The 567-nt window shown below is 72.5% G+C and carries 1 protein-coding gene; it reads right to left on the reverse strand.

From position 1 onward, the window contains the following. Positions 1–6: 6 nt before the first annotated feature. Entirely contained in the window at positions 7–555 is a 549-nt protein-coding gene (gene cysC, locus ABD323_RS44420) for an adenylyl-sulfate kinase (protein WP_344447658.1), read from the reverse strand. Positions 556–567: the final 12 nt, after the last annotated feature.

A 567-nucleotide genomic window follows, 5' to 3' on the forward strand; every position in this document is an offset into this window, starting at 1 on the left:
CGGTCGTCATGCCAGGCCCCTCTCGGTCAGGAAGGCGTGCAGTTCGGCGGCGGACTGCGCCACCGAGCGGCTCTGCGTCTGCAGCAGCAACTCCGGTGCCGCCGGCGCCTCGTACGGGTCGTCGACCCCGGTCAGGCCGGTCAGCTCACCGGCCGCCTGCTTGGCGTACAGGCCCTTCACGTCCCGCTCGGAGCAGACCTCCACCGGGGTGGCGACGTGCACCTCCAGGAAGGTGGTGCCCTCGGCGGCGTGCCGCTCGCGCACCGCCGCCCGCGAGTCCGCGTAGGGGGCGATCACCGGGGCCAGGACCTTCACACCGTTGGAGGCCAACTTCTCGGCCACGAAACCGATCCGGGTCACGTTGGTGTGCCGGTCCTCGCGGCTGAAGCCCAGACCCTTGGAGAGGAACTCGCGGATCTCGTCACCGTCGAGCACCTCCACCCGGTGTCCCTCGGCCGTCAGCCGCTCGGCCAGCGCGAAGGCCAGCGTGGTCTTGCCCGCACTGGGCAGCCCGGTCAGCCACACCGTGGCGCCGCGCTCGCAGGGACCGGCCACGGAGGCCGCCTC

It is taken from the genome of Kitasatospora nipponensis, from assembly GCF_039528135.1.
GTDB lineage: Bacteria > Actinomycetota > Actinomycetes > Streptomycetales > Streptomycetaceae > Kitasatospora > Kitasatospora nipponensis.